25 protein-coding genes and 1 other annotated feature are annotated in these 22,506 nt (G+C 42.1%); of the genes, 16 read left to right on the forward strand and 9 right to left on the reverse strand.

All coding sequences use genetic code 11. The features are described 5' to 3' along the window. Positions 1-22: 22 nt before the first annotated feature. Positions 23-1,246, reverse strand: coding sequence for a sporulation integral membrane protein YlbJ (ylbJ, locus tag J2Z69_RS15165; protein ID WP_245339368.1), 1,224 nt, complete (start codon positions 1,244-1,246; stop codon positions 23-25). Between the two features lie 149 nt (positions 1,247-1,395). On the opposite strand from ylbJ, the gene J2Z69_RS15170 reads away from it, so the two are divergent. The 3 genes from J2Z69_RS15170 (at position 1,396) to J2Z69_RS15180 (ending at position 2,771) form a co-directional block, all read left to right on the forward strand. Further along, positions 1,396-1,542 carry a hypothetical protein gene (locus tag J2Z69_RS15170; RefSeq protein ID WP_209864866.1) on the forward strand — a complete coding sequence of 49 codons (147 nt, stop codon included), beginning with the start codon at positions 1,396-1,398 and terminating at the stop codon, positions 1,540-1,542. 118 nt (positions 1,543-1,660) lie between these two features. Then, positions 1,661-2,041 (forward strand): globin domain-containing protein, encoded by a 381-nt coding sequence (locus J2Z69_RS15175; protein ID WP_209864841.1) that lies wholly within the window; start codon positions 1,661-1,663, stop codon positions 2,039-2,041. A gap of 22 nt (positions 2,042-2,063) precedes the next feature. Then, positions 2,064-2,771 (forward strand): DUF2225 domain-containing protein, encoded by a 708-nt coding sequence (locus J2Z69_RS15180; protein ID WP_209864433.1) that lies wholly within the window; start codon positions 2,064-2,066, stop codon positions 2,769-2,771. Positions 2,772-2,847: 76 nt separating this feature from the next. Here J2Z69_RS15180 and J2Z69_RS15185 read toward each other — a convergent pair whose 3' ends face one another. Together J2Z69_RS15185 and J2Z69_RS15190 are read right to left on the reverse strand one after the other, a co-directional pair. Beyond that, complete coding sequence (locus tag J2Z69_RS15185) at positions 2,848-3,084, reverse strand: hypothetical protein (RefSeq protein ID WP_209864436.1); 237 nt, start codon at positions 3,082-3,084, stop codon at positions 2,848-2,850. Next, a complete protein-coding gene (locus J2Z69_RS15190; protein WP_209864439.1) occupies positions 3,081-3,233 on the reverse strand; it encodes a YycC family protein in 153 nt (50 codons plus the stop codon). Before J2Z69_RS15190 ends, J2Z69_RS15185 begins: the two co-directional genes overlap by 4 nt. An 80-nt stretch (positions 3,234-3,313) precedes the next feature. On the opposite strand from J2Z69_RS15190, the gene J2Z69_RS15195 reads away from it, so the two are divergent. Next, positions 3,314-5,116 (forward strand): M3 family oligoendopeptidase, encoded by a 1,803-nt coding sequence (locus tag J2Z69_RS15195; protein WP_209864442.1) that lies wholly within the window; start codon positions 3,314-3,316, stop codon positions 5,114-5,116. Between the two features lie 284 nt (positions 5,117-5,400). Beyond that, entirely contained in the window at positions 5,401-5,811 is a 411-nt protein-coding gene (locus J2Z69_RS15200) for an O-methyltransferase (RefSeq protein WP_245339398.1), read from the forward strand. Positions 5,812-5,921: 110 nt separating this feature from the next. Here the strand turns inward: J2Z69_RS15200 and J2Z69_RS15205 are convergent, their stop codons facing one another. From J2Z69_RS15205 to J2Z69_RS15215, 3 genes are all read right to left on the reverse strand, one after another. Then, complete coding sequence (locus tag J2Z69_RS15205) at positions 5,922-6,215, reverse strand: ArsR/SmtB family transcription factor (protein ID WP_209864448.1); 294 nt, start codon at positions 6,213-6,215, stop codon at positions 5,922-5,924. 142 nt (positions 6,216-6,357) lie between these two features. Further along, positions 6,358-6,594 (reverse strand): alpha/beta-type small acid-soluble spore protein, encoded by a 237-nt coding sequence (locus J2Z69_RS15210; protein ID WP_209864450.1) that lies wholly within the window; start codon positions 6,592-6,594, stop codon positions 6,358-6,360. Positions 6,595-6,754: 160 nt separating this feature from the next. Further along, positions 6,755-7,726, reverse strand: coding sequence for an aldose 1-epimerase (locus J2Z69_RS15215; protein ID WP_209864453.1), 972 nt, complete (start codon positions 7,724-7,726; stop codon positions 6,755-6,757). A gap of 140 nt (positions 7,727-7,866) precedes the next feature. Beyond that, positions 7,867-8,112 (forward strand) — a binding site (T-box leader). Positions 8,113-8,160: 48 nt separating this feature from the next. On the opposite strand from J2Z69_RS15215, the gene trpS reads away from it, so the two are divergent. The 3 genes from trpS to J2Z69_RS15230 all read left to right on the forward strand — a co-directional run bounded on the left by trpS (position 8,161) and on the right by J2Z69_RS15230 (position 10,997). Beyond that, entirely contained in the window at positions 8,161-9,147 is a 987-nt protein-coding gene (gene trpS / locus J2Z69_RS15220; RefSeq protein ID WP_209864456.1) for a tryptophan--tRNA ligase, read from the forward strand. 227 nt (positions 9,148-9,374) lie between these two features. Then, positions 9,375-10,310, forward strand: coding sequence for a heme o synthase (gene cyoE / locus J2Z69_RS15225; protein ID WP_342591601.1), 936 nt, complete (start codon positions 9,375-9,377; stop codon positions 10,308-10,310). 87 nt (positions 10,311-10,397) lie between these two features. After that, a complete protein-coding gene (locus J2Z69_RS15230) occupies positions 10,398-10,997 on the forward strand; it encodes an SCO family protein (protein ID WP_209864459.1) in 600 nt (199 codons plus the stop codon). A 7-nt stretch (positions 10,998-11,004) separates the two neighbouring features. Here J2Z69_RS15230 and J2Z69_RS15235 read toward each other — a convergent pair whose 3' ends face one another. From J2Z69_RS15235 to J2Z69_RS15240, 3 genes are all read right to left on the reverse strand, one after another. Further along, entirely contained in the window at positions 11,005-11,349 is a 345-nt protein-coding gene (locus J2Z69_RS15235) for a toprim domain-containing protein (RefSeq protein WP_209864845.1), read from the reverse strand. A gap of 124 nt (positions 11,350-11,473) precedes the next feature. Next, positions 11,474-11,578: a sporulation protein YjcZ gene (locus J2Z69_RS19195; protein ID WP_425355019.1), complete on the reverse strand. Its 105-nt coding sequence runs from the start codon at positions 11,576-11,578 to the stop codon at positions 11,474-11,476. A gap of 26 nt (positions 11,579-11,604) precedes the next feature. Then, positions 11,605-12,756 (reverse strand): MFS transporter, encoded by a 1,152-nt coding sequence (locus J2Z69_RS15240; protein ID WP_209864462.1) that lies wholly within the window; start codon positions 12,754-12,756, stop codon positions 11,605-11,607. A 372-nt stretch (positions 12,757-13,128) separates the two neighbouring features. Between J2Z69_RS15240 and J2Z69_RS15245 the strand changes: the two genes are divergently transcribed. From J2Z69_RS15245 to J2Z69_RS15280, 8 genes are all read left to right on the forward strand, one after another. Then, positions 13,129-13,566 carry a hypothetical protein gene (locus J2Z69_RS15245; RefSeq protein WP_209864465.1) on the forward strand — a complete coding sequence of 146 codons (438 nt, stop codon included), beginning with the start codon at positions 13,129-13,131 and terminating at the stop codon, positions 13,564-13,566. A gap of 50 nt (positions 13,567-13,616) precedes the next feature. Then, entirely contained in the window at positions 13,617-14,753 is a 1,137-nt protein-coding gene (locus J2Z69_RS15250) for a transglutaminase domain-containing protein (protein ID WP_209864846.1), read from the forward strand. Positions 14,754-14,829: 76 nt separating this feature from the next. After that, positions 14,830-16,920 (forward strand): peptidoglycan D,D-transpeptidase FtsI family protein, encoded by a 2,091-nt coding sequence (locus J2Z69_RS15255; RefSeq protein ID WP_209864468.1) that lies wholly within the window; start codon positions 14,830-14,832, stop codon positions 16,918-16,920. A gap of 521 nt (positions 16,921-17,441) precedes the next feature. Beyond that, complete coding sequence (locus J2Z69_RS15260; RefSeq protein ID WP_209864471.1) at positions 17,442-18,086, forward strand: response regulator transcription factor; 645 nt, start codon at positions 17,442-17,444, stop codon at positions 18,084-18,086. Positions 18,087-18,183: 97 nt separating this feature from the next. After that, positions 18,184-19,473: a sensor histidine kinase gene (locus J2Z69_RS15265; RefSeq protein WP_245339372.1), complete on the forward strand. Its 1,290-nt coding sequence runs from the start codon at positions 18,184-18,186 to the stop codon at positions 19,471-19,473. 87 nt (positions 19,474-19,560) lie between these two features. Then, positions 19,561-20,346 (forward strand): Cof-type HAD-IIB family hydrolase, encoded by a 786-nt coding sequence (locus J2Z69_RS15270; protein WP_209864476.1) that lies wholly within the window; start codon positions 19,561-19,563, stop codon positions 20,344-20,346. 4 nt (positions 20,347-20,350) lie between these two features. After that, positions 20,351-20,830, forward strand: a complete 480-nt coding sequence (locus tag J2Z69_RS15275) for a DUF456 domain-containing protein (protein ID WP_209864479.1) — start codon at positions 20,351-20,353, stop codon at positions 20,828-20,830. Between the two features lie 32 nt (positions 20,831-20,862). Further along, positions 20,863-22,503, forward strand: a complete 1,641-nt coding sequence (locus J2Z69_RS15280; RefSeq protein WP_209864482.1) for a putative polysaccharide biosynthesis protein — start codon at positions 20,863-20,865, stop codon at positions 22,501-22,503. Positions 22,504-22,506: the final 3 nt, after the last annotated feature.

The following is a 22,506-nucleotide window of genomic DNA, read 5'->3' on the forward strand; positions in this document are numbered from 1 at the left end:
ATTACGGCACAGAAAACAATGTTCATTTGTGTGAGGAGCCTTTTCGATTGGACCAAGTTCGCTGTATGAAATAAAAACTAAAGGACAATATAAGAAGTACCAAAGCTATTTGCAGACAGAGTGTTAAGCTTGACGGAACCTCTGACCAAGCGGGATGGTGCCAGACCGACAATGTGGACTGGAAGACGGGATGTTGATCTGGTCCTGTAAAAGGCCAAAGGAAGAATACTATAACAAATGCGAATATCCCATGAATCAATCGGGCTATAACAAAAGGTAAATATCTGAGGTCTGTAGCATTTAGAATACTTAATATTTGAGCATGTACGGATAGACCAGCCCAAGATAGCACAAAGGCAGCAGCAGCTACTTTGTAGACTAAGGGGATTCCAGCGGGTACTGTAGCAGCAGCTTGAGCACCTAAAGTCACCTCGAAGGTCCCTCCTACGAAAGGCTCGGCTAATTGTGAGGGCAGCCCCATGGCTAATAATGCTTGTCCAATGCCTTGATAAAGAATAGTCATCATACCTGAGACGCGTAGCACCTCAAGCAGGACACAAAATACGACAACCAATCCACCTACTACGGTCATTAATGATAAGGCTGAGGTCACCGCTTGCTTCAGCATTTCACCGAGACTTCGTCCATCTAAAATTCTAGCTTGATGCATGGCATGTATAGCTTTACGCATACTGAAGCCGCTCCGTTTGTAGCTGGTTTGGGGACTAGGCGCCGCATTTTTGGCATGGAACCTCATCAAAAGTCCTACGAGGATCGCACTACCATAGTGAGCGAGCGCAAGGGTGCCGGCCAATTCGGCGTTGTGAAAGAAGCCTACAGCTACAGCACCGATTAGGAAGATCGGATCTGATGTAGTGGTAAAAGCTACTAAACGTTCACCTTCTTCACGGGTGAGCAATTGTTGTTCTCTAAGTTTGGCTGTAAGTTTGGCGCTAACAGGATACCCGGAAGCGAAACTCATGGCAGCAACGAACCCTCCACTACCTGGGATACGGAACAGCGGCTTCATTAAAGGGTCCATGAGCATGCCTGCAAAATGTACAATGCCAAAGCCCAGCATTAGTTCAGATAGGATGAAAAAAGGAAATAGAGAAGGGAAGAGAACGTCCCACCATATCGCTAATCCACGTTCTCCAGCTTGCCAAGCTGTATGAGGGTAAGACAGCATAAGTATAAATAATATAGTCAAGAGGATCAGAAGTAGCGGGACATTCCATTTTCTCATGAATACACTCACCGCCCAGATTACAGTTCATTCACTTTAATGTGTACTCTAAACCTATGATATAAAATGGACAATCATTCCAAAAAAATGAAGTAAGCGATTACAATAATACTGTTTTTTTTGTAGGGTTATGCTAAAATATAAACAAGATGCGCTTGACCTTTCGGCTTGAAATCATTCATATGGATGGAGTGAAGGATATGAGTTTTGTCGCCGGTGTTCTCGTATGCGCCTTTGTATATGTAATTCGCGCTTCCCTTGTCCACTCCGGTGAAGAGGACTGGCGCAGCTACTAATTCATTATAAAACAGGCTATGACGCTAACGAGATGTAGCGTCTTTTTTTGTTCAACCATATTTAATTTTGTTATAATGATGTCATTACACAGGGAGGTTGGCGAAAAGCACCATGAATATGAATCCGAGTCTGAGTATATATGATAATTTGGGAGGAGAAGAGGTTCTTCGTAAGTTAGTGGAAGCTTTTTATCCAAGGGTTCAGGCCCATCCCTTATTAGCACCCCTTTTTCCGGAAGATATTTATCCTGTGATGGAGAAACAATTTATGTTCTTATCGCAGTTTTTTGGAGGGCCCTCGCTATTTTCTGATGAATATGGTCACCCCATGATGCGGGCGCGTCATCTACCGTTTCCGATCACGCCAGAGCGAGCTGAGGCTTGGTTAAGCTGTATGCAAGCGGCATTGGAAGAGATCGGGATTGACGATCCATTAAAAACATTCATCGTACAGCGATTATCAGGACCCGCAAATCATTTTGTAAATACGCAGTTTTGAACCAAAGAGGAGAAGTGTTATTTTGGAATTGCAGCCGCTGTATACTATTCAGGTCCATTGTCTTCAATGTGAAGAGCCGTTTATGACCTCGCGTGTTCGTCCAAGCTTTAAGCGCGCTGTACGTACCGATGCAGATTTTTGTCGTTATTATGCCAAAGACAATCCTGATTTTTATGTAGTTAGAGTATGCCCTTTTTGTGGTTTTGCTTTTACGGAGAATTTCGAAGAACGTCTTAACGATAATCAGCGTTCCACCTTCCGCAATCAACTTGGAGGACGCCTTGCACTTAGGGATTTCGGCGGTGAACGCCTTTGGCAAAATGCACTAGAGACTTATCAATTAGGACTACTCTGTGCACAAACCATCGGCGAGAAAGAGCGAATTATAGCTAGTATGCTGCATCACATTGCTTGGTTATATCGATATAAGGATCAATCTGAGCAGGAGCAGCGTTTCCTTACCTACAGCCTAGATGCGTACATACTTGTATATGAAAAAGAAGGCGTGGGAGCAAACGACGCGAAGCTCATGTATTTTATTGGGGAGTTAAGTCGTAGACTAGGCAAGTATAATGATGCTGTGCGTTGGTTCTCACGTGTAATTAATGATACGAAGATTATGGATGCCGCTATGATTCGGCAATCTAGAGAGCAATGGTCCGTGCTCCGAGAGGATATGCAAGCAGCTAAGCTTGCTGTACCTGATGAATTAAAAATTGAACCAAAATAAAGCTAAGAAGGATGTCATAGACGGAGCATCTTATGTACAAGTCCTAACTTAGCTTTGCATAGGGACTAATCCTTTGCTAGTGGCGTGGAATAGTCTGATCCGTCAGTAGGTAATCACCATCACTGTCAAGTAGGGTCAGCCGACTATGGCAGCAAGGGAACACGAGAAGTTTCTTTTTCCCTTCTTTTACACTTTGGATTTCATGAATCTTCATAGGAATAAGTACATTTTCTGCATTACAAAAGGGACAGGAAGGTACATATACATCTCCCATCATAATGTCATAAGGAAGTGTCCGTTCAAAAGGGATCATGATTGTTGGTTCTTATCGGTCTCGTTAGCGAGTTCACCGATTTTTTGTAACAGAATGTGCTGAGGCATATGCATCAGACTTTCTATGGGTACGCCAAGCTTCTTGGATAATTTGACCGCTGTGTCAGCAGAAATTTGTAAGGGTTTCATAGTGTGTTCCTCCTGTTTGCCCCGGGTGGGCTATATATTAGTTATACACCGTACATTACCACATTGAAAGGATGAGAAACATGTCACAATTAAAATTACCAGTATCCCTTACATGGGACTTAGATTCTGTATTCCCAGGAGGATCATCTTCTCTAGAACTTAAGTCTTTTATTGATACCTTAGAGCAAGATATCAAGGAGCTTGAAGACCAAGTGAAGACCCTTGCCGCCCCTACTTCGGTTGAAGGAACGAAATCTCTGGACCTATTTATCCAGAATTTGCAAAGCGTGTACACGCGCGCATTTGAAGGGGGAAGTTTCATTGGGTGCTTGGCCTCTCAGGATCAAGATGACAAGAAAGCGATACAATTATCGGGTAAAGTAACGTCATTAGATGCTCGTTTGCAAAGCTTAGTCACAGTTTTTGATAGTGTTCTCAGTGCAACGGAGGATAGTGTGTTCAATGCTTGGATCCAGCGTGAAGATGTTGCTCCCATTGCATTCGTATTAACAGAAAGCCGTGAGAAAACACGGGAAAAACTTCCTCCTGAGCAAGAAAGTCTAGTGTTAGAGTTAGCCGTCGATGGTTACCATGGGTGGAGCGAGCATTATGATACGATTGTGAGCAAAGTGAAGATTCCATTTACTAACGAAGATGGGGAAGAAGTTATACTATCTGCGGGACAAGCTTCAAATAAGCTCGATGATCCGAAACGTGAAGTACGAGAAGCCATGTTCGTGAAATGGGAACAAGCTTGGACAGATGCAGCAGATTATAGTGCCGATACGTTGAATCGCTTAGCTGGATTCAGACTTGGATTGTATAATAAGCGCGGCTGGGAAGATGTTCTTAAAGAACCACTTAGCATTAACCGCATGTCTAAGGAAACGTTAGATGCCATGTGGAATGCCATCATAGAGTCTAAACCTATATTTGTGAAGTATCTAGAACGTAAAGCAAAACTGCTTGGTGTGGAACGTCTCAGCTGGACAGATGTAGAAGCCCCAGTTAGTGAATCCAACAAAAAAATAAGCTATGATGATGCAGCGAAAGACATTGTAAAACAATTCAATGGATTCAGTCCTAAGCTTGCCAATTTTGCTGTAGATGCATTCAATAAGCGCTGGGTCGAAGCAGAAGATCGTCCAGGCAAACGTCCGGGTGGTTTTTGTACAGGACTTCCAGAAAGTAAAGAAACGCGTATATTCATGACATACAGCGGTACAGCTTCTAATGTATCTACATTGGCACATGAATTAGGACATGCGTATCATCAGCATGTTATGGATGAGCTTCCGGTGTTCAATCAAAATTATGCGATGAATGTGGCAGAGACCGCTTCTACTTTTGCCGAGATGATTCTGTCTGATGCACAGGTGAATCATGCCGCAAATGACCAAGAAAAATTATCTTTGTTAGAAGATAAGATACAACGTAGCGTAACCTTCTTCATGAACATTCATGCCCGCTTCTTGTTTGAGACTCGTTTTTATGACAAGCGCCGTGAAGGACTATTAAGTGCTGAAGAACTCTCCAGCCTGATGGAAGAAGCGCAAAAAGAAGCATTCTGCAATGCCTTGGATTCATATCATCCGCATTTCTGGGCATCCAAGCTGCATTTCTATATTACAGGTGTACCTTTCTATAATTTCCCGTACACTTTTGGGTATTTATTCAGCACAGGCATCTTTGCTCGTGCTCAGCGTGAAGGTCAAGCGTTCGCAGACAAATACGATGCTTTGTTGTTAGACACAGGACGAATGACTGTCGAAGATTTAGCACAAAAGCATTTGAATGTAGATCTAACTCAACCGGATTTCTGGCGAGAAGCGATCTCTTTGTGCATTGCTGACGTAGAACAATTCCTTGACATGACAAAATAATAGAATAATTAAGCTAAAGGCGGCATCCGTAATGTTCTACGGATGTCGTCTTTTTTATAATGGAAGAGTGTTGACAAAATATGAGTCCAAGCCTGCGAAATCATAATATTTTTGTCGTATCATAAGACAGATTATCGAACTTTAAGAAAAGAAAAAATTAATAAATATAAATTAATAGGCATAAATACCCAATTTTGTATATGACTGTTGAAGACTGCAAAACAATTGAATATAATAAGTCGTAAGTCCTATATAGGATTAATATGCGAAGGAGTGTGAAAGGTCTGAATATCGAGGATTTATCATTACAACGGCAGTTAGCTATAGTTTTTAAAGAACTAGAATTAGAATTATCGGGATTAACTTCTGGGACTATTTTCGTACAAATCAGAAATAATGTAGTTGGTAAGTTTGGTATTAAGCAAGTGCCCTTAATGGGTCGAAATGGTTCGTTCTCGGGCATGTCGAGTCAAGGGCTTAGTGCAGCGCAGCAATTAAACTTCCGCAATATGGCGATTGAATCTTTGAATTACAAAAGATCTTGGACGCATGGCGAAATCAGCTTTGAATTTGCTTTACGTCAGGATATGGTCGTTGTAGATGCAACGATGGAATCCAACTATAACATGGCTAATCTCATGATTCGGTATACTAAAGCAAGTACATATCAGAAAGTAAATAAAGAATTATCATAACTTTTTTCCTAGATAGTAATCTAGAGCTCCCCCCAATAGATCGTACAAAAACCCCGATAAAAGGATACTTTCATCCTTGTCCGGGTTTTTTTGGGTAAAAAAAAGCCGGATTACAGGGTATCCAGGAATCCGGGTAAAAATGTAGAGAAGGTGTCTCTGCGAAGTTGTATATATTTGGTCTGCGCTTCTTTGCGAACCTGAATTAATTGAGCTTCTCTTAGTGTACGAAAATGATAAGAAGCATTAGATTTCGAGGCTTCACAAGTCTCCCCCACGTCTCCGCAGCTCAGTTCAGTTGCACTATCTCTTAATGTGCGAATAATCTGCAGCCGGGTCGGGTCAGCAAGAGCTTTGAGCATTTGGACTCGAGTGTCATCCGTCATAAGTTGTTGTTCAATAGTCATATAATAATCATAATAAAATGAGGGGGATTGTCAAGGGCTGTATACAGTGGTTGAAGAATAACTAAAATTACAACACATAAAAAAACAAGCAGCTCGCTTTGGCGAACTGCTTGCTGTTGCTTCGATGAGGAGAGAACGCAAATTATAGGTTAGAACGACCTGATAATTGCTGTTCTGCGATTTGTACCAGACGTTTTGTGATATAGCCCCCTAGGGAACCTGTCTCACGGGAAGTATAGTTACCGTAGTAACCATCTTGAGGAATTGTTACGCCCAATTCTTGAGCTGCCTCATATTTCAATTGCTGAAGAGCAGCATTTGCTTGAGGTACTACCAAATTGTTAGAGCGGCTTCCGCGACCTTGGTTTTGACCTGCCATGTGTTTGTCACCTCCTCGTCCTTTGTGATGTTAGTATGGTTCAAGACTCACAAAATATGCGTCATTCATAGCACGTAAAAGGGTGGTAATTATTACAATCTCTTGACATAGAGACAACAAAAAAAAGGTATCCAGATTCGGATACCTTATCTCATTTCTTTTAACGAGTGGGATGTTCAATATGAAGATCTACGACAAGTTCAATTTGTTGCTCAGGTTGCAGGTCAATCAAGCCTGTGGTGCCCTGAGGGAGATCTAAATTAGGAGCATTAGGAAGCCAAGTATAAGGCTCAATGCAAAGAAATTGATCGGCTACTCCTTTAGTATAGAGTACCCAATGTTTGAAGTAGGCTGGATCAGCGGAATATCGTATCGCATAACCGTCACTTCGCTGAAGGTAAGCTTCTACGGGTTTGCCTTCAATGCTTAGCATCGTATCGAAATTAGTACCTTCTAGATTTAGACCTTCATTCAATGCATCAAGTTCACCAAGCGCAGCCATGGCTCCAGTCGTTACGTTCTCTTCGTCCAGCAGGAAGGTGTGACTAACAGGTAGACGTAATTTCCATTGATCCGGAGACCCATCCAGTAGGAACCAAGTATGCAGTCCAAGTCCGAAAGGAGCGGCATGCTGTCCCATATGTGTAATCTTGAAAGTTTGAGATACATGTGTACCTTGCAGTCTTAACGTCATTTCTAGCTTAAGAGGTTCAGGGAACTGACGTATCCAATCCGGATCATCGGAAGTAATAAATTCTGTAGTAACTGCACAGCCTTCCTCATCCTCTTCAATATCACTTACTCGCCAGCACTGCGTTCGATGTAGACCATGAATGTGATTGTCATTCGCTGTATTGCGATCAAATTGATAGTGTTGGCCCGCATATTCAAATTGGCCTCTACGTATTCTTCCGGGCGGAATGAGTAAAGGAATGCCGAAGTGGTAGGGTTTTTGTAAATAGAATTCCAGTTCTTCCTCTTCGGGCCGCCGAAGCACTTCGCGATCAAGAACCTTATCTTTCAGTCCGATCACATTATTTCCAAGCCTAGGCAGCAGTGTGACTTCAAGTTCGCGGCTGTGCAATATATATGTATCAAAGCCGTTCCATTGCCCTTTGGTCACTTTATTCATATCGTTGCTCCTTTTCCGACTGTAATCAAGAATCAAATACAAAGCTAAGTCCTATCATAACATTTTTTTGAAAAGACGGTAATTGAGTTTGACAGTAGTGTTTGAACACCTTTATTATGGAAACATAAACTTAAGAGATATTCAATACGTAGATAGGGATAAGTAAGTGGAGATTGGCCCTTTGCAGAAAGTCGGTGGTTGATGCGAACCGATGGAGCCACTTTTACTGAATGGACCCTGGAGTGCTTAGACAGAACAAAATGAGCTAATTGCTTATTTTTAGTATGAGAGCCGGCTGTCCCCGTTACAGGATAATGAAAGGCTGTAGGATGTCTAGTCTAAGTTATACAGCAAAATAGGGTGGCACCACGGCTCACGTCCCTTGCGGATGTGGGTTTTTTTGTGTCCATAATTATAAATTAGGGGGTAATTGTATGAAAAGAGTGCTATCAGGTATACAGCCAAGTGGTAATTTAACTATTGGAAATTATATTGGAGCCATTCGAAATTTTCTAGAACTTCAACATGATCATGCTTGTAATTTTATGGTGGTCGATCTTCATGCGATTACGGTAGCCCAAGACCCAGCTTCGCTCAGAGAACAATCTGAAGCCGTTGCTGCGCTTTACATTGCTTCAGGCATTGATCCGTCTAAAGCTAACGTATTTCTCCAGTCTCACGTGCCTCAGCATGCTCAGCTTGGATGGATGTTGACTACTTTGACGGCGATGGGTGAGCTGGAGCGTATGACGCAATACAAAGATAAGTCTCAAGGCAAAGATTCCATTGGAGCGGGATTGTTCGTGTATCCTTCGCTAATGGCGGCAGATATTCTACTGTATCAAGCGGATCTGGTCCCAGTTGGGGAAGATCAAAAGCAACACTTGGAACTTACTCGTGATCTAGCTGGAAGATTCAATCATAAATATGGTGAATTTTTCACGATTCCTGAACCTCTGATCCCTAAAGTTGGAGCGAGAATTATGTCTTTAGATGATGCTTCCAATAAAATGAGTAAAAGCAGTCCGGTGGCGGGTAGCTTTATCTCAATGCTGGATACCCCAGATGTCATTCGCAAAAAATTAAGCCGCGCAACAACGGACTCTGGCCGGGAAGTTAAGTATGATCCATCTACGAAAAGAGAAGTTAGTAACCTTATCGAGATCTACAGCCAAAGTACGGGATTGTCGATTGCTGACATTGAACAGCGTTATGAAGGACAAATGTATGGACCATTCAAGAAGGATTTGGGTGAGGCTGTGGTTGCATTATTAGAACCCATCCAACAGCGATATCATGAAATTCGGAAATCTGGTGAATTGAAGCAGATCTTGCGACAAGGCGCGGAGCGAGCAGAGATTATTGCCGAACAGACGCTTAAAGGAGCCCAAGATTTGATGGGATTTGTGCCAAGGGGTTAAGGGAACGATAAATATGAGAGCAAAGAAGGGGAGCCGAACTTGCGTATCGGCTCCTTTTTATTAGGCGAATTTTAACCAGAAATAGGGTGGTTCACTGAATTGTCATACAAAGAATGAGATTGTTCTCTTATTGTCAAACACTTCTTGTGCTTGGTATGATAAAGTTTATATCGGGAGTTGAGATGTCATGCATTCCCTTTCCGAATATTAAAGGAGGAAATATCCGCGTGAGCAAACCATATAGTTATCATGCTTCTTCGGATTCCGCAGCTGCGTTATCCTCACCGCCGAATAATACCGTGACATGGAGAGATTTTGTCGCTTTGACCAAACCAGGCATATTACGTTCTAATCTTATTGCAGCTTTTGCAGGATTCTGGGTAGCTTCCGGATGGCATTTACAATATGCGACATTATTATGGACTTTACTGGGTACTACATTAGTTATGGCGTCCGCCTGTGTCTTTAACAATTTCTTTGATCGTGAGCTGGATACGAAGATGGCTCGCACCAAAGAACGTGCACTACCCACAGGGAAAATGTCGCCAACCGTTGTCATGTGGTATGCAATTATACTTGGAGCCGCTGGCTTTGGTGTTCTTTTCGGTTTTTCTGGCCTGCTTGCTGGATTGTTTGGTATTATCGGTTTTGTAGTCTATGTATTTATTTATACCTTATGGTTGAAACGTTCTTCAACTTGGAGTACTTCCGTGGGTGCGATTTCTGGGGCAATGCCACCACTAATTGGTTATGTTGCCGTAACAGGAAAAGTTGATTTGGCAGCTATTATGCTCTTTGCCTTGTTATTCTTATGGCAGCCTCCTCACTTCTGGGCACTAGGCATTCGCCGTGTTGAAGAGTATCGCGCAGCAGGTTATCCGCTTCTTCCCGTAGTGAAGGGAATTCAAAGAACAAAATATCAAATGATTCCTTACTTAGTAGCGCTGCTTCCAATTCCAGTATTAATGTATATGTACGATTATACAGGGATGTGGTTCCTCGTCATTGGGGAGTTATTATCTGTAGGTTGGCTGGTTATCACGCTTATGGGAATTCGGAGCAATGAGGATGTGGATGGTTGGGCGAAGAGAGTATTCTTATTCTCCATTAATTACCTGACCGTCAGCTTGATTGTGATGATTCTAGATACCGTGCATAAATAAGTCGTCTACTCAAGAATCCCATACCTTTTGGGATTCTTTTTTTTATATACAGTATTCTTATACACAATAATGGAACGGGGGACTAGGATGTACATCTTAAAAAAGTACAAATTAACATGGATTCTTTTAGCAGTCTGTCTGGTTCTTGCAAGTTACCTTCTGATCAATACATATACCAAGCCCAAAATCCCCACCATTCGGCCAGTACAGAATTTTTCACTTACTAATTGGGATGGGAAGAATGTGACGCTTGAGAATACGAATGGAAAAGTCAGGCTTTTTTACTTCTTTTTCTCTTCTTGTACGGACGTTTGTCCGCTAGCAACTTTCAAGCTGTCCCAAGTTCAAGATCAGTTGAAAAAGGAAGGGGTCTTTGGAAAGGATGCTTCATTTATTTCCATTTCCTTTGATCCAACACGCGATACGCCTACAGAGCTTAAGAAATTCGGAACCAAATTTCGAGCTGATTTCAACAGTTGGTATTTCCTACGTGGGGACGAGAAAAAGATACAAGACCTTGCGATGAACTCCTTCCAAATTTTCATCAACAAAGACAATAAAGGTAACTTTATTCATGCGGATTTGATTGCTCTAGTCGATAAGGACGGGAATTACCGTAAGTATTATCAGGATAGTGTAACCGCCGAAGACATTGCGGCAGATGTGAGTAGATTAGCCAAAGAATAGACCAAATTTAAAAGTCGGTGGGTGGATACTGAATGTATTCTTCCAGTCCGGCTTTTTCTAATTGGGCAATAACATACTCGTCGGGCGTACCTTCTACTCCGGCATATCCACGTCTTGTATAGATCTGTCCTGCATCAGGAAAGGTATCCTGAAGAATTGCGCGGATTTTTTTGCCGGATGCATCATTATCCAGGAAGAGATAGGTCTCTTCGGTTTTTATTTTTTTTCTTAATTGCTCAAGCTTTAAGGCATTCAGTGTACCGAATGTACATAATATCTGTACATCTTCATGTACCAAGCGGCGGACTTTACTTCGATCGTTCTTGCCTTCGACAATGATAAATATAGAAATGAGAATCACCTCGTTGAACATGTTAGATGTATGTAGTCTAATCCTAAAACATTTTTCCATGCAAACAAAGTAAAAGACCTGCCTTTCGGTTAAGGCAAGCCTAGAAAAAATATGGAAGCTGGACCTATAGCGCTAAGAACGTAGTGCGCGAAATGATGACAAGCAAAATGAAAAGCACAAAAATGGTGCCGGTGGAAGTCCAAAATTCAGCGGCAGGACCGGGTTCGATAATAGTCGGTGCACATTGGCCCCTGCCTAAAGGGTAGGAGTTGGATGGGCCGGAAGTGTATGTCTTTTTAATGGAGGTACGAGAGTGAGTAAGAGCATCAGTAATAAGAATGCCAGAAAATAAGGGGAGAAATAGGTCCTGAGTTGTCCCGCAAGGACAGGACCTGCAAAAGCCCCTACGGACATAGCAATCGATTGCAATGAGAATACGGTGCCTAGCCGGCGACCTCCGCTAAGTTCGATGAATAAGGAGGCCATAGCGGGAAATGTCACTCCCTTCGACATCCCGAGGCAAAGCAGAGATACCGGTAAGGGAATGCTCCAAGGCGAGACCATGGAGTAAAAGGATAAAGCCATGCCGAGTACCCCGCATGAAGCCCGTAGATAAGGTGAGTATCGATTAAGGAAGAGCATAGCTAAAGTAATCAGCGCCCCTATACTAATGATAGAAAAGTAAATGCCCGTATGAAGGATGCCTGCTGTGCCCCCAGCTTGCAGAGGAAGTTCAAAGAAAAGTATGCCCTGTGAGCAGGCTACGGCTAGAGGAAGAAGGTAGAATCGGAGGGGAATTACCCTATAACTAAGTCGTTCCATCGGCTCATTAGCTTGATTAGAAGTGGGTAGGGTGCGACCTTGTTTTTCTTTGACGAGAAAAGCGGCAATGATGCCCGTCCCCATTAAGAGCCATCCTAAGGATTGAAAGGTCATGGAGAACCCTACCTTAGCTACTAAAAAAGCACCGGCGGCTGGGGATATTACAGATGCGAGCGTATGCGTAACTCCATGTCCTGCCATGAGCTTTCCTTGTTGTATAGGATCTGCAGATAAAGATGCGAGTAATGCTAAGCAGGCGGGCGCAAGAAAAGCTAATACAAATCCACTCAGCGAACGAAGGATTAAGAGTTGCCAAGGCTCGGTCACTTGGGCTTGAATTAATAAAATAGCGCCAGCGGTAATTAGGCTGAAAATCATATATCTTCGGCTACCATGTCTATCTACACCGCGGCCAGCTAGTAAATTGCCCGGTAAATGTGTGAGTGAATAGATGCCCATCATCCAACCGATGAATGTGGGTGCAGCTCCAATAGATAAAGCAAAGGGCGTGAGGATTGGATACCCGGCATGCAGATCGAAGAAAGCAATAAACATAAAAAAATAAAGCCAAAATGCTACTTTCATGGGGCACCTCCTAAAAGTTTTGCGAAGCAAAACTGCTTCGAAAGCATAGTCCTTAAGTTTTGCGAAGCAAAACTGCTTCGAAAGCATAGTCCTTAAGTTTTGCGAAGCAAAACTGCTTCGAAAGCATAGACCTTAAGTTTTGCGAAGCAAACCGACTTCTGAAGCAAACGGACGACTCATATGATTTACTTGTACGTGTAAAAGGACAAACATATGCTATTTTTTATTCTATTTGTGAGAGTAATATGGATAATTAGGCCTAGCCAAGGGGTTAAGTTAACAATGGGATGGGCCATCATGTATAATAAAGGATAATGAAATGGTTTAACCGGAAGGATCCAACCTATTAAATGCTTAGGAGTGTTATAACGAATGGATGTACAAGTATGGATGGATTTCTTTAAGCAAAACTGGCTGCTGTTCGTCGTGGCTCTTGTAGTGCTGTTGCTCATCGCAAATTTAGTTAAGACCATGGTGAAGTGGGGGTTGATCTTAGTCATTGTAGCGTTTCTTGTCATCTATAGCGGGATCTCGCTGAAGGACTTAGGACAGGTAGCCTCTACACTTACACAGGAGACGACAAGTGCAGTCAAGAACGAAGCGATCAAAATGATGCAAAGCGAAGCTAAGGATGCGAAGCTGACTACAAATCAGGATGGAAGTTTTGTAATTACCTCACCGAATCTTAAAGTAAGCGGACATGCTAATGAGGATAAAGTAAAAGTGGAATTCCGAGGAGTCTCGCTGGGACAATGGAGTAGAAGTGATGCATTAAATGTTTTTATTCAGCAAGCCAAACAAAACTATTAACATAGACATCAATGTAACGAGAGAGGAGACCTCATTACGTGCCTGAATGGATGCAACATGTGCAGGATTACAACTTAGTTAACCTTCTGTTTATTATCATATTGTTGATCTCTGTACTGCAAGGTGTGGCGAGGGGAGCGTCACGCTCAGCGGGAAGACTTGTCTCGCTAATTAGTGGGGGACTGATGACACTAGTGAGTTTAGCTATGGCTATTCCCCTTGCTTTATGGCTATCTCCCAAACTGCAGTTATGGTTGTCCGAGATCGTATTGCCTAATCGGGATCTTAGTCAGTGGGAACAGATATACTATACGTTAATTACAGCTGTTCGAGAATTCCCATTAATGCGTTTTGCCGTTGTATTTATCGTAGGATATTGGTTGATTCGCTCTATACTAGGAATTGGGGCTGCTGTATTCTTTGGACGCAGTTCTATGGTAAGCCGAATTCCCCAAGAAAAAGATACTCCTTCTACCCTTATCAGTCGTATGACTGGAGCGGGAATTGGGGCAGTGATTGGCATGGCTCGATGTGTCGTCATTATCGCAGGCTTGTTCATTGTAGTAACGCTTAGCCCAGCCAGCAAGTTCAGTCATTATATTGAGGCATCTCCTGTATACAGACAGGGAGCCCAGACGATTATTGAACCCATCACAGGGAAGTTAATTAAAGAGAAACTGCCTGTATTTACACGTAGTGTGGAAGCCGAACTTAATGGAATTATGCAGCGGAAATATGAGATTGTAGATGCACAGGTACCAGATGACATTATTTTGGCTGCGGCGGAAGTGACCAAGAAAGACCATACGGATGAAGAAAAGGCTAGAGCTCTCTACGATTGGGTAGGTACACGAATTGCTTACGATCATCAGAAGGTTGAGGATTATGAGACGAAGCAGATTTGGCATGAACAAACGCCACAAAATACGTTTGATACGCGCAAAGGAGTCTGTATAGATTATGCAAGGCTTTTTGCTGTGATGGGGCGTTCTCAGGGCCTAAAAGTTAAAGTAATTACAGGCCTTGGATACAATGGACAAGGTGGCTATGGGCCACATGCATGGAATGAAGTGTATCTGAAAGAAAGCGACACATGGATCCCAATCGATTCGACGTGGGCTAGCAGTGGTGATTGGTTCAATCCAAAAGGATTTGATGAGACCCATATTCCTGAAAAGGCGATCTAATCCAACATATTCGCAGGACCCCTAAGAGGTATGATACGATAACATTATCAAGATTTTAAGGGTACAGGAGGAACACATGAGCAAGAAGAAATATCAAGACGATCCGCGGGAAATGGAAGCCCAGCAGCAGCGTCATTTTAATATTCGATTGAATCTTTTTTTCTTTAGTGCGTTTACCATTTTCACTGTCATTATCGTACGGTTAGCAATATTGCAGTTTGTTGAGGGTCCAAGTCTAGTGAATAAGCAAGGCAGTCTAACTACAAAAAATATACCTTTTACTCCGCTTAGAGGCTCTATTATTGATTCTACGGGCACTAAGCTTGCCTATTCCACCTCAGTACAATCACTTTACTTCACGCTGACTAGTGATTATACAGACAAAAATGATCCTGGTAATAATAAAGCCAAAGCGGTAGCAGCTAAGTTAGTTGAGCAATTCAATAAGCTTGGGGATCCTTCTAAAGCTAAGCTGACTGCTGAAGAAGTTTTAAAAGCGATGGATTTGAAAGCTAGTCTGAACAGTGGTTTTATTCCTAGACGTCTCAAACAAGGATTGTCCCAAAAAGAAATATCTTATTTCATGGAAAATAAAGATGATTTTCCTGGGATAGATATTGTCGAGGAAAGTGTTCGGAATTATTATTCTGAGAATAAAAATGGGTCACATGGTGAGGCCGTCCAAACGGTCGGATATATTAAGAAATTTAAAGGCGCTTCTACGGTTTTAGATATTTATAAGAAAAAAGAGCTTCAAGCTAAAGATCCCTCACTCCAATACACAGCTCAAGAAGATGTAGGATTTGATGGTATAGAATATCAGTACCAAGACGAACTCCGAGGCAATAACGCTTACAAGACGGTTCCTATTGATGCCTACAATTATGCAAACGGTAAGCCAGAGTTTGTTGCCCCTAAAAAGGGAAATGATGTGTATCTTAATATCAATAAAAATGTTCAGATGGCTGCACAGAATGCTATAACCGATCAGCTAAGCTGGTTACATACGCACCCTGTATCAGGAAAATATCATCCTTATGCAAAAACGGGTTTTGCTGTAGCTATGGAAGTGGACACGGGAAAAGTAGTCGCTGTTGCAAGTATGCCGGACTATGACCCTACGGTATGGAGTGGTGGAAGTATTTCACCAGAGAATTACTCTAAAATCGAAAATGTATATCAAAATGGTACAATCCGTTCCTTCGGATCAGGTCAAAAGGGACAGCATCCCGAATCCGTAGTACTTATGGGTTCTACGATTAAGCCTTTGTCTGTACTAATCGGTCTAAATGATGGATTGTTTAATACGAGTTCAACTTATTATGATAGTGGAGTAGCTTATTTTGGTAAAAATGATTCCTCCAAGGTTCGTAACTCCCAAGGGCATGTCTATGGTTGGATTAATCCTGCAGATGCTATTCGTCACTCCTCGAATACGTTTATGGTAGATATGGTAGGCGAAAGACTATATAAAAAATATGGTAACAAAGGTATTGATCTTTGGGATGAAAAAATGAAGGAATTCGGCTTAGGTGTTGCTACAGGGGTGGATTTACCCAATGAGTATTTAGGAATCCTAGAATATATGAATGATAAGGAAACATCACTTTCACGTTTAGCCTATGCCTCATTTGGTCAGCAAGGTAAATACACGACCATGCAACTTGCTCAGTATACTGCGATGCTCGCAACACGCGGTAAGCGGATGCAGCCACAAATTGTAGATATGATTAAAGATACCAATGGTAACATTGTAAAGAAATTTGAACCCAAACTTTTAAATCCGAATCAAGCTAAGTACAGTGAAACGTACTGGAATACCGTCATTAGAGGAATGGCAACGGACGTTACTGCATTTGATGATTTCCCTTATGATTTTGCTCGTAAGACGGGAACATCAACGCAGAGTGTCGGCGGTAAAGATGTAGATAATGGAGTATTTGTTGCCTTCGCCCCACGTAAAAATCCTAAATTAGCCATTGCCGTAGTAATACCAGAAGGTGGATTCGGAGCACAAAGTGCTGCACCTGTTGCGCGTAAAATTTTTGATGCGTATGATTGGGAGATTGGACTAGATGGCGTACCAAAAAAATCTAAGGCTTCAGCTACCAACCCGTCTGGGGACGGTACAACTTCTCCAGAAAACACGACGACCAACGGTCGATAGATACAAATGAATGGCCATCCCCATAATTCCCTCTGCATAGAAGGAGTTGTGGAGGGTGGTTTTCTATTATAAATTACCAATCCAAATGAATAATAAGAATCAATTTATCTAAAAAGAAATTTCCATGTTATCGTGAAATATGCCGTATCAAAACCAAGCTTACACGCATAATATTTGCAGTAAGGAAACATTATTGCTAATTAACAAGAAATATTTTAGCTAATGCATAAGGGGGATGGTAGAGATGGAGGCCTATATAAAAAAAAGTGCATTTCAGCGTGTCCGTGTAACTCTAGGTGTTGTAGTGTTCATTGTGTTAACTGCTTAATGAAATTGACAGCTATACTTAATAGTACTGAATCAAAGGAGTCAGGTAGTTGAAATGCAACCCTTAGCGTTGTATCTTAACTACCTATTTTTCTGGATAAGTACCTACATTTCAGGGATAAGGGCTAGCATAATGGAGAACTTTATCTACAAGAACATGTGCAATTCAATTTTACAGATGAAGGAAGTGCACGGTGAATATATTAATTGCTGATGATGATATAGATATGGTTACTATTCTTAAGCTGTATTATGAAAAAGAAGGATTTACTGTATTTACTGCCTTGGATGGGGAAGAAGCTCTAGAGCTTGCCTATCAACATTCTATTGATTTGGCTGTACTGGATTGGATGATGCCCAAGCTAAGTGGGATAGAGGTCTGTAGGGAGCTAAAACAACGGGCAGTGAAGGTGCTTATACTTACAGCTAAAAGTGAAGATGAGGACGAGCTAAGAGCGCTAGAGATGGGGGCTGATGAATACATCCGAAAGCCTTTTGAAGCTCGAATTCTGCTCATGCGATCCAAAAAATTACTTAAAGCTGAGGATACTATTAGTTTTGGGTCGTTAAGAGTGGACACTACAGGTGGAAAGATATATGAAGACGGAAGGGATGTGGGCGTTACCTCTAAAGAATTCGAACTTATGAAATGTCTGCTTGATCATAAGGGGAAGATTCTTAATCGTAAAACTTTATTAGATCGAGTCTGGGGTTACGATTACATCGGGGAGGAACGCACTGTGGATACGCATATACGTAGACTGCGAGAGAAAATTGGAGAAGATTGGATTAAAACACACCGAGGTATGGGATATAGCTTGGAAATGAAGCATGAATAAATTGGGCTATAAAATATTTATCCGTATTCTTTTTATGATGTGCATTGTATTCATACTTTCTTTCGTGGTAAATGAATTCTTTTTGCCTAAATATGTTTTGTATCAAAAAAAGCTTAATCTGGCACAGTTATCGAAGTATATGGAACATGAATCCCTGTTTTTTTTAGAGAATAAGGATCTTGAATTGGAACAGGAATATCATGTGACTATAGTGAAGGTGAAGCTAGGTATATCCGTAAATGAATTTAACACGGCTGCTCTAGAGGCACTGAACAAAAAGGGAATCGTGCTTTCTAAGTTTTGGATTACAGAAGAGACCATCGAGAAACTGCACCACAATAATACGGTCCGAAAGCTATTTAATCAGACGAAGCTGAATACGAGCTACTTAGTAACGCTAATGAACAAGGAAGGAACTGTATTCATCATCGGGGATGCAGTTGCACACACGGATCAGTTATTAAGTGCTGTGAACCGATTCAATTTGTATATTGCTGCCGGTGCCTTGCTGTTAACGATTGGGCTGTCTTGGCTAATATCTCGGCAGATTGTTAAGCCTCTCACGAGTTTGCAACATACGGCTGAAGATATAGCTAAGCTGAAATTTAGGCAAGCAGACATACACACCGGGGATGAGATTCAGAAACTTGCCGAGAGTATCAATATTATGAGTGATAAACTAGAGCAAGCTCAGGAAGATCTAGAGAAGAAAAATCAGAATCTTCGCACATTTATCTCGGATGCCTCTCATGAGCTAAAAAGTCCTATAGCTTTAATTAAAGTCTATCTAAGCGGGATTAAAGACGGTATGGATGATGGGACCTTCTTAGATGTCATTGATCGTCAGAACGAGTCTATGTCTATCATGGTAGGCAAATTGTTATCTCTGGCTAAGCTTCAAAGTGAGACGTATCATGTAGAAACATTTGATTTTGTAGATCTGATCAGAAGTAAAATGGGTGAGTACGGAAGAGGGTTAGATCAAACGTATAAGAAATTGCATTTGGTCATGTTGGAAGACGTTAACGCTGATGTACTAGGGGATCGAGATAAAATTGCTATTGTGCTGGATAACTTCATCACGAACGCAATGAAATACAGTGCTACAGCTGAAATTAATATAACTATAAGCCAAAGAAAGGGATGCATTCATTTTACAATCGCAAATCAAGTATACGAGTGGAAAATAGAGCATACTGAACACATTTGGCAACCCTTCTATGTATTTGAAAACTCAAGAAACAAGCAACTTACAGGCACGGGACTGGGTCTATCTATTGTTCAAGCTATATTAGAAAAGCACGATTCATCATATGGCTATGAGGTAGATCATTCGTGGATCACCTTTTACTTTGAGCTTCCTTTAGTTAATTCAGGAAAAGCATAATTGTAGTGATATACCAGATTGACGAAGTTATTCAGTATACGGACAACCTTTGTTGGTCCATGGTATGCTGTGGTAGAATGGCCTTATATGTGTATAAGAAGTTGGACAGGAAGGGTGAACGGATTGAAATATCAATTGCTTGCACTGGATATGGACGGAACTTTACTCAATGACAATCACGAGATTTCTCCGGAAACGGCACACTGGATCGGCAAAGCAAAAGATGCAGGAATTCACGTCTGTCTGTCTACGGGGAGGCCTTTCTCAGAAGCCGTTCCCTTTGGTGATCAACTGGGACTCAGCACGCCAATGGTCACAGTGAACGGAAGTGAAATCTGGAGAAGCCCGCATGAGTTGTATCATAGGGAATTGTTCGATACAGCTATTATACGTAAGCTTTATGCCATTGCCGAGCAGCATGATGTGTGGTTCTGGGCCTATGCTGTAGAAGGAGCTTACAACAAAAAATCTTGGGACTCTTCCTTACTGGATACGAATCAGTGGATTAAGTTTGGATACCATACCGAGAATGCTGAGATTCGTCATCAAATTCTATTACAACTCCAAGAGGTACAGGGGCTTGAAATCACGAATTCTTCCTTGACTAATTATGAGATTAATCCTGCAGGGGTGAACAAGGCCACTGGAATCAAGGTGGTTTGTGAGCTGCTGGGGCTTGAGATGAATCAGGTGATTGCAGTCGGTGATAGCTTGAACGATCTTGCAGTTATACAAGCCGCAGGACTTGGCGTTGCGATGGGTAACGCACAAATTACTGTCAAGGAAAATGCGGATTACGTGACATCTTCCAATAACGATGATGGTATTGCCGAAGTCATTCGCAAATTTATATTCTCTGAGGAGCAGGATTGACCGGATGGATATTCTAGGCTGGATTATTATTATCGCTCTCTTTGTAGTAGGAATTGCGGGGGCTGTGGTTCCTATTTTACCTGGAGTTGTCGCCATTTATGCCGCCTTCTTCGTCTATGGGTGGTTCTTTACCTTTGCACACTTCGGTTGGATATTCTGGACCTTGCAATCGTTAATCGTCATTGTCCTGCTAGCGGCTGATTATGCGGTAGGTGCTTGGGGAGTGAAGCGATTTGGAGGAAGCAAAGCATCCGTATGGCTAAGTACGATCGGTGCAATCATTGGACCCTTTGTCATTCCAGCTTTTGGTCTGATTATTGGTCCGTTCGTAGGGGCTGTCATCGGTGAACTCGTAACGGGATCTTCATTAGAGAAATCTGTCAAAGTCGGATTTGGTTCGGTAGTCGGTTTATTTAGCAGTATGGTTGTGAAGATCATATTGCAAATCGTTATGATCGTTGTATTTTTTATTTGGATTAACTAAGGAATGGTTTGTTAAGAAAGAAGGGACATCGTTTGTCGAAGCAAGAATCATTCATCAAGGGAACAATTATACTCGCTGCAGCGGCTTTAGTAGCGCGTGTATTAGGACTTGTCCAACGGGTTCCTCTCGAGCATATTTTAGGTTCTGTAGGTAATGCATCGTATACGATTGCCAATACTACATATTTATTGCTACTGACGGTAGCTACTGCAGGTATTCCCAGCACTCTGAGTAAAATGGTCTCTGAACGATATGCTCTACAGCGCCCAAGTGAAGCGAAGCGAGTCTATCATGCTGCTCTAATTTTTGCTGTGGTTATCGGTGTGATTATGACAGTTCTTTTGTATGTGCTTGCACCTGCTTATGCTAACTATTCCAAGGAACCTGAGGCCGCAGGTGCAATTCGTGCTGTCGCTCCAGCGCTTCTGTTATTTCCCGCTATTGCTATGATGCGAGGTTATTTCCAAGGTAGAGGGATGATGGCGGCCAACGGTATATCGCAGATTATGGAGCAAATTCTTAGAGTTATCACTGGGGTAGGACTCGCTTTTGTTCTTTTACATGCAGGGTATGCCGATCAGGAAATTGCGGCGGGGGCCTCCTTTGGAGGCGTGCTTGGAAGTGTTGGGGCATTCATTATAATGCTCTATTATTCGATGAAATTAAAAAGAGATGATCGCAAGCTTCAACTAGAAGATTTGGCAATAGGAAATGAGCCTTTGCCTATGGGCCGAATTTATATGGATATCTTTAAGCTATCCATTCCTATTGTGTTGTCATCCCTTGCTGTTCCAGCGGTGTATGCCATCGATAGTACACTTGTTAAACCCTTACTTATTAGTCAAATAGGCAATGATCTGGCAACACATACGTTAGGTATATTAGGAAGCCGTGCACAAAGTATTGCAGGTATTCCGCCGATCCTTTCGATAGCGCTCAGCGCATCGTTGCTTCCCGTGATTGCGGCTGCTTTTGCACGGAACGATCGCCCTCATATGGAGCGGCAAATTACACTTGCGATGCGGGTGTCGATACTTACGGGTATGCCGATAGTAATTATATTGTGCTCCGCAGCTTATTCGTTAAATGCCATGATATTTTCAACTCGGGACGGTAGCGGCATAATAGCTCTGCTAACATTAGGTACTATTTTTCAAATTACGATGTCTACCTCAAGCTCTATCTTGATCGGAATGAACAAAGTAAAGGTATCGATGTTCAATGTTATTATCGGGATTGCCGTGAAACTTGTAGGTAGTTTTGCTCTAGCACCATTCTTCGGTGTATATGGAATTATTGTATCAACAGGTCTTTGTTTCTTGGTGATTACATTATTGAATCTACGTAAGGTTAAGATCATGGTGCCGTTCTCTATTCTAAAGGGGAGATGGGCAGGATTTTTAATTACAATTGCTTTGCTGTATGGCGCAGGTTATAGCTTGAATCAGTTGGGTGTATGGATTGTGGATCACACTTCATGGTACCCAAGAGTGATTTTCTTCCTCATTTGCTGCGTGGTAGGTCTAGTTATCATGGCCCTCTACCCTGTCATGCTCGTTATTCTCCGCGTAGTACGCAAGGATGAGCTGGCTAGCTATCCACGGGTTTTACAAAAAGTGCTACGCCCACTTATGAGACTGCAACGAGGAACAGATGCAACAAGCGGATTGTAAGCC

It is taken from the genome of Paenibacillus shirakamiensis (assembly GCF_017874255.1).
GTDB lineage: Bacteria > Bacillota > Bacilli > Paenibacillales > Paenibacillaceae > Fontibacillus > Fontibacillus shirakamiensis.

Bases quoted from the DNA above. Each gene is read 5' to 3' on its own strand.
- ylbJ (WP_245339368.1), bottom strand. From the start codon at position 1,246: ATGAGAAAATGGAATGTCCCGCTACTTCTGATCCTCTTGACTATATTA.
- J2Z69_RS15170 (WP_209864866.1), top strand. From the start codon at position 1,396: ATGCGCTTGACCTTTCGGCTTGAAATCATTCATATGGATGGAGTGAAG.
- J2Z69_RS15175 (WP_209864841.1), top strand. From the start codon at position 1,661: ATGAATCCGAGTCTGAGTATATATGATAATTTGGGAGGAGAAGAGGTT.
- J2Z69_RS15185 (WP_209864436.1), bottom strand. From the start codon at position 3,084: ATGATCCCTTTTGAACGGACACTTCCTTATGACATTATGATGGGAGAT.
- J2Z69_RS15190 (WP_209864439.1), bottom strand. From the start codon at position 3,233: ATGAAACCCTTACAAATTTCTGCTGACACAGCGGTCAAATTATCCAAG.
- J2Z69_RS15195 (WP_209864442.1), top strand. From the start codon at position 3,314: ATGTCACAATTAAAATTACCAGTATCCCTTACATGGGACTTAGATTCT.
- J2Z69_RS15205 (WP_209864448.1), bottom strand. From the start codon at position 6,215: ATGACTATTGAACAACAACTTATGACGGATGACACTCGAGTCCAAATG.
- J2Z69_RS15210 (WP_209864450.1), bottom strand. From the start codon at position 6,594: ATGGCAGGTCAAAACCAAGGTCGCGGAAGCCGCTCTAACAATTTGGTA.
- J2Z69_RS15215 (WP_209864453.1), bottom strand. From the start codon at position 7,726: ATGAATAAAGTGACCAAAGGGCAATGGAACGGCTTTGATACATATATA.
- trpS (WP_209864456.1), top strand. From the start codon at position 8,161: ATGAAAAGAGTGCTATCAGGTATACAGCCAAGTGGTAATTTAACTATT.
- J2Z69_RS15230 (WP_209864459.1), top strand. From the start codon at position 10,398: ATGTACATCTTAAAAAAGTACAAATTAACATGGATTCTTTTAGCAGTC.
- J2Z69_RS15240 (WP_209864462.1), bottom strand. From the start codon at position 12,756: ATGAAAGTAGCATTTTGGCTTTATTTTTTTATGTTTATTGCTTTCTTC.
- J2Z69_RS15245 (WP_209864465.1), top strand. From the start codon at position 13,129: ATGGATGTACAAGTATGGATGGATTTCTTTAAGCAAAACTGGCTGCTG.
- J2Z69_RS15250 (WP_209864846.1), top strand. From the start codon at position 13,617: ATGCAACATGTGCAGGATTACAACTTAGTTAACCTTCTGTTTATTATC.
- J2Z69_RS15255 (WP_209864468.1), top strand. From the start codon at position 14,830: ATGAGCAAGAAGAAATATCAAGACGATCCGCGGGAAATGGAAGCCCAG.
- J2Z69_RS15270 (WP_209864476.1), top strand. From the start codon at position 19,561: ATGTGTATAAGAAGTTGGACAGGAAGGGTGAACGGATTGAAATATCAA.
- J2Z69_RS15275 (WP_209864479.1), top strand. From the start codon at position 20,351: ATGGATATTCTAGGCTGGATTATTATTATCGCTCTCTTTGTAGTAGGA.